This window comes from Novosphingobium album (ex Liu et al. 2023) (assembly GCF_029076845.1).
Lineage (GTDB): Bacteria > Pseudomonadota > Alphaproteobacteria > Sphingomonadales > Sphingomonadaceae > Novosphingobium.
Map to the genome: position 1 here is coordinate 1 of NZ_JARESE010000032.1, position 5,622 is coordinate 5,622.

General features: G+C 64.5%; 5 protein-coding genes and 1 tRNA gene. 4 read left to right on the forward strand and 2 right to left on the reverse strand.

Going from position 1 to position 5,622, the window contains the following annotated elements; all coding sequences use genetic code 11:
- The coding region (locus tag PYV00_RS11005) for a hypothetical protein (protein ID WP_275228322.1) at positions 1-224 on the forward strand (224 nt) is incomplete at its 5' end.
- Between the two features lie 236 nt (positions 225-460).
- On the opposite strand, the gene PYV00_RS11010 is transcribed toward PYV00_RS11005, so the two are convergent.
- Positions 461-535: transfer RNA gene (locus PYV00_RS11010), tRNA-Gln, on the reverse strand.
- Positions 536-676: 141 nt separating this feature from the next.
- On the opposite strand from PYV00_RS11010, the gene PYV00_RS11015 reads away from it, so the two are divergent.
- Positions 677-3,196: a TonB-dependent receptor gene (locus tag PYV00_RS11015; protein WP_275228323.1), complete on the forward strand. Its 2,520-nt coding sequence runs from the start codon at positions 677-679 to the stop codon at positions 3,194-3,196.
- Positions 3,197-3,247: 51 nt separating this feature from the next.
- On the opposite strand, the gene yghU is transcribed toward PYV00_RS11015, so the two are convergent.
- The gene (yghU, locus tag PYV00_RS11020; RefSeq protein ID WP_275228324.1) at positions 3,248-4,090 is read right to left on the reverse strand and encodes a glutathione-dependent disulfide-bond oxidoreductase; all 843 of its coding nucleotides are present in this window, start codon (positions 4,088-4,090) and stop codon (positions 3,248-3,250) included.
- Between the two features lie 183 nt (positions 4,091-4,273).
- On the opposite strand from yghU, the gene PYV00_RS11025 reads away from it, so the two are divergent.
- Both PYV00_RS11025 and PYV00_RS11030 read left to right on the forward strand, forming a co-directional pair.
- Positions 4,274-4,876 carry a DUF7700 domain-containing protein gene (locus PYV00_RS11025; RefSeq protein WP_275228325.1) on the forward strand — a complete coding sequence of 201 codons (603 nt, stop codon included), beginning with the start codon at positions 4,274-4,276 and terminating at the stop codon, positions 4,874-4,876.
- A gap of 157 nt (positions 4,877-5,033) precedes the next feature.
- Positions 5,034-5,561: a TetR/AcrR family transcriptional regulator gene (locus tag PYV00_RS11030; RefSeq protein ID WP_275228326.1), complete on the forward strand. Its 528-nt coding sequence runs from the start codon at positions 5,034-5,036 to the stop codon at positions 5,559-5,561.
- Positions 5,562-5,622 lie beyond the last annotated feature (61 nt).

Consider the following 5,622-nt stretch of genomic DNA (forward strand, 5'->3'; position numbering starts at 1 on the left):
GACAACCGATCCTACCGGCCATCATAGTCGCCGCTCAACCGGCCATCGTAGTTGTCGCCGCGCACTTCGGGCGCGGTTTTTTTGTGTTGCGCGTCGCCGGGACGCCGAATTTCGCGGCGCAATGGCCCATGATACGCGGGATGGCGAACGCGTGTGCCCGAACATGGGCCTGGCGACGCAATGTTCGGCGTCGGATCAAGCCTGCCACGATTGTGATCAACTGATAACATCGCGATGTCACCGCGGCATATCGGGCATGATGCGCGGCGCATCGCCGATTCGACTTGCGCGCCGGCGGCGAATTACAACGCGCATGGCGAATCTATACCGGGAGCGCCGATGCCACTGATCGCTGCGGCGAATTCGTGTGTCCATCCAGCAATGTCGAGCGGAGCGACCGCGCGCGCGAAGCGCATCGGCCTGCGGTCTTACCTGCGAATCCCCGGAAAACCGGGGGGATTGGCTGGGGCGGCAGGATTCGAACCTGCGAATGCCGGTACCAAAAACCGGTGCCTTACCACTTGGCGACGCCCCATTGGGTGAGCGGGGCGCTTAGCGGCAAACGGCGTGGCTGAAAAGGGCGCTTGCCGTTCTCCATGCACCGTGCAAACCAGGGAACAGTGTTCCTGACCGGCGAAAAGCAGTTGGAGGGAGCGCCAGGTAAGGGAGAGACATCATGAGACACACCCCATTCAAGCTCGTCCTCGTGGTCACGACGGCGCTGTGTGGAGCGGTTCCCGTCTACGCGCAGGACGCGGGCGGCGATATCGTCGTCACGGCGCGGCGCACCGAAGAACGCCTTCAGGACGTGCCGATCTCGATCACGGTCTACAGCGACAAGCAGATCAGCAACAAGAACATCGTTTCGGGCGCCGATCTGGCGACGTTCACCCCGTCGCTTTCGGCCAACTCGCGCTATGGCAGCGAGACCGCGACGTTCGCCATCCGTGGCTTCGTGCAGGAAAACTTCACCTCGCCGTCGGTCGCCACCTATTTCGCCGACGTCGTCGGCCCGCGCGCCCAGGGCGGCACTTCGGGTGGCAACGGCGCAGGCGTGGGCCAGTTCTTCGACCTGCAGAACGTGCAGGTGCTGAAAGGCCCGCAAGGCACGCTGTTCGGCCGCAACACCACGGGCGGCGCGGTGCTGATCGTGCCGCAGAAGCCGACCGACAATCTGGAAGGCTATGTCGAGGGGTCTTACGGCAATCTCGGCATGTATCGCTTCCAGGGCGTGCTGAACGTGCCGCTGGCCGATACTTTCAAGGTCCGCCTTGGCGTCGATCGGCAGAAGCGCGACGGCTATATCCACAACCAGAGCGGGATCGGCCCGAAGGACTACGGTGATGTCGATTACTGGGCGTTCCGCCTCGGCATCCTGGCCGAACTGACCCCGGACATCGAGAACTATACGCTGGCGCGCTACAGCCGTTCGGACACCAATGGCCCATACGGCAGGCTCATCGCCGCCAATGCCACCGGCTGCCGCGATGGCGTGCCCTCCAGCTTCCCGGCGCCCTCGGCCGGATCGACCGCATCCTACCTCGCGCCGCTGGCGTGCAGCCAGTATCTCGCGCGCGCCAAGGCGCAGGGCTATGGCTATTGGGACGTGGAATCGAATGCGCTCGATCCGTTCCTGAAAATCAACCAGTGGGCGATCTCGAACACCACGACCTGGAACGTCAGCGATTCGATCACGCTGAAGAACATCGCCAGCTACCAGGAATTCAAGCAGTCGCAGTCGTACAACATCGGCTCTGACAACTACGTCATGCCGGCGCTGACCGTGCTCGGCACGCCGAACCCGTTCGCGGGGATGCCGTTCACCTGGGTCGGGCTCAATCCCGACGTCAACGCCGGCAATATCGAGCAGTGGACCGCGACCGAGGAATTTCAGGTGCAGGGCCGCACCGCCGATGGCCGCCTGAACTACGTGCTGGGCGGCTATTACGAGAAGAGCGGGCCGACCAGCCCCTTCCAGGGCTCGTACTCGCCGATCTCGACGATGCTGCCGTCCGCATCCACCGGCCTGCCGTTCCCGGTGTTCACCTCGCTGAGCTGCACCGATGCCCGCAACCTGGTCTGCACCAATATCAACAGCCTGGGCTCGCCGCAGATCCCCGGCATCATGCAGAACTCGCTGACCCGCTATCGCTATCGCAACGCGGGCCTGTTCGCGCAGGCGACCTACAAGCTGACCGATCAGTTCTCGCTCACCGGCGGTATCCGCTACACGATGGACAAGGTGCTGGGCCAGGGCGGCACGCGCACGATCATGTTCACCAATTCGGTGCCGGTGGCGGTCTGCGCGACCAATTCCAGCAAGCCGGCGGCGAGCGGCGAGGACTGCCTGACCAGCATCACGCAGAAGTCCAACAAGCCCACCTGGCTGCTGGGCGTGGACTTCAAGCCGATCTCGGACATGCTGCTCTATGCCAAGTATGCGCGCGGCTATCGCCAGGGCAACGTCAACGCGTCGAACACCATCCCCATCGAGTGGGGGCCGGAAAAGGTCGACAGCTACGAACTGGGCGCCAAGTTCTCGTATCGCGGCGGGGTTTCGGGCTACATCAACCTTTCGGCGTTCTACAACGACTTCTCCGACCAGCAGCTCGCCGCGAACCTGATCCCCGACGGCTCGGTGCCCAATGCTTCGCCTTCGCAGGGCATCGTCAACGCCGGCAAGTCGCGCATCCAGGGTCTGGAAGTGGACGCTTCGGCCAATACCGGCGGGCTCGGCGTGGCGGTGGGCTACACCTATCTCGACACCAAGCTGAAGTCGTACTCGCCGCCCAACTTCGTGGGCTATCTGCCGCCGACGACGGGTTCCAAGGTGGGCGGGCCGCTGCCGCTCTCGCCCAAGCACAAGCTCACGGTCACGCCGTCCTATACCTTGCCGGTTGACGATAGCCTGGGCGAGATCAATGTGAGCGCCACGTTCGTCTATACCTCGACGCAAGTGGCGGCCGCGGATTCGCCCTTCGGCATCCTGCCTTCGACCAGCATCTGGAACGCGAACCTGAGCTGGAACTCGGTGGCTGGCAGCCCGATCGATCTGGCGGCCTTCGTCACCAACCTGACGAACGAGAAGTACCCGGTGTTCATCGGCAACTCGTGGAACTCCACGGGTTCGGAAAGCCTCATCCTCGGCCAGTCGCGGATGTACGGCCTGCGCCTGCGCTACAGCTTCGGCCAGTGACGGGACGGCCCCCGTCCGGCTTCGGCCGGACGGGGGCGTTCGCCACCAGGATTACATGACGGCGTCGATGTCCGCCGCGCCATGGCGTTCGCGCACGCAGCCTTCCGCATCGCGGTTGACCCGGGCGCCGCGCTGCATTCCCCGGCGCGCGCCCAGCGTATCGACCCAGCGGCCGACATGGGCATAGCTGGGAATGTCGAGGAAGGTGTTCGCCTCGCCATAGGCTTCCCCGCGCACGAAATTGCGGAACCAGGCATAGACCGCGATATCGGCGATCGTCAGGTCCGCGCCCGCAAGGTAGGGGCTTTCGGCCAGCCGCCGGTCGGCGACATCGAAGATGCGCTTGGTTTCCATCGCATAGCGATTGATCGGATATTCGTATTTTTCCGGCGCATAGGCATAGAAATGCCCGAAGCCGCCGCCCAGCACCGGCGCGGTCGACATCTGCCACATCAGCCATGACAGGCATTCGGCGCGGCCCTTGGCATCGGTGGGGATGAAGGCGCCGAACTTTTCGGCCAGATGCAGCAGGATCGCCCCCGATTCGAACACGCGGAACGGCTCGGCCCCGGAGCAGTCGAGCAGCGCGGGGATTTTCGAATTGGGATTGAGCGCGACGAAGCCCGAGCCGAACTGATCGCCATCGGAAATCTGGATCAGCCAGGCATCGTACTCGGCATCGGCATGGCCCGCGTCGAGCAGTTCCTCGAACATCATCGTCACTTTCTGGCCGTTCGGCGTGCCGAGCGAATAGAGCTGGAACGGATGCTGGCCGCGCGGCAGTTCCTTCTCGTGCGTGGGGCCGGCGACAGGCCGGTTGATATGGGCGAACGCGCCGCCGTTTTCCTTGTCCCAGGTCCAGACCCTGGGCGGCGTGTAGTCGGCTTCGGCCATCGGCTGTCTTCCTCCTTGTGGATTTGCCCCTAGGTAGGTCGGGCTGGCGCCGCGACAAGGAGGCCATGGGCATCGTTCCGGCCGGGCCGCGCGGACGCACGATCAAGCCGGCGCGAATTGACATTGCCGGCAAAGCGGACTGTTATCCCGAAACCGAACAAAAATTCGAAATGGGAGAATGCCATGGCCGCGACGATGGAAAATCCGCCGCCCGCCACCGCGCCGCTGGGCAATCGCCAGGTCGATACGATCCGTGGCCAGTACCATCGTTTCATGCTGATCCCGATGATCGAGCATCATGCACGCTGGTTCGATGCCGGATTGGTCAGCATCGCGGTGGAAGCGCGGGCGCTGGGCGAGAGTGCCGAGCGGATGGTGCGCGGCCCCAGCATCCACCTGTTCAGCGCCGATCGCCGCGAGGAATACGTCCGCTTCGATGTCTTCGGCAAAGTGCCGCACTATCATTACATCCACAACGCGCAGCATCATAACACGCTCTGGGGCTATGACCCGGATGCCAACGGGCCGATGATCCCCTGGGCCATCGCGGCGCTGCGCGACCGGCTGCCCGCGATGTTGCGCCGCGCCGGCGCGCACGCGCTTGCCGCCGCAGTGGAAGAGCAGGGCTGGGACGCCTCGGTGCTGGCCGAGGTGGCAAGCGCCGCGGCCGCGGCGCTCGCCCCGTGCGAGGATGATCTTGTCCGCGCGAAGGAGGGGATGGACTGGATGGCCCGCTGGAAAGCGGTGCACCCGCAATTCAATACCGTGGCGGAAAGCGAATACTGACGCGGCGGCGCTTTGGCCCCCGTGCCCACGGGCTTGCCCTGGCGCGGCCGATCGCCCATCGTGCGGCCGGCCGGTTCCTGGCAGGAGAAGCATCATTTCATCGGCCCCACAGCCCTCGCGCCGCCGCAACAAGGCATTCGAGGAAACCCATGCCGCGTTGATCGACACGGCGGTCCGGCTGGTGTCGGAAAAGGGGATCGAGGCGCTTTCGCTGGCCGAAGTCGCGCGGGAGGCCGGGCTCAACCGCACCACGCTCTATTACCATTTCGCCAGCCGCGACGCGCTGATCGCCGCCGTGCGCGAATGGTCGGCCCACCAGCTCGCCAAGGCGTTCGCGCCGGTCGAATCGCAGGCCGGGCGCGCGCGCTACATCACCCGCTTCGTGCTGGAAAATCCGCAAGTGATCGCGCTGTGGACCGAGGATTTCCTGTCCCCCGGCGACATTCGCGACCGCTATCCCGAATGGGACGGGCTGGTCGCCGGGCTTGGCGCGCAATTGCGCGCGCATCCCGAAACGCGCGATGTCGATGCAGAGGTCTATGGCACCATCATGCTGGCGGCGGCGATGATCGCGCCGCGCATCTATCGCCAAAGCGTGAGGCCCGACCTTGCTATCGACGAGGCGATCGAACGCTTCACCGCCGAGCAGATGCGCACCCTGAAGCGTGACGGGATCGGCGGCTAGTGTCCTGAACCTGAAGTTCGTTCAGGCATATTTCTGACGCAGAAGCGCTCGATGGAAGCGA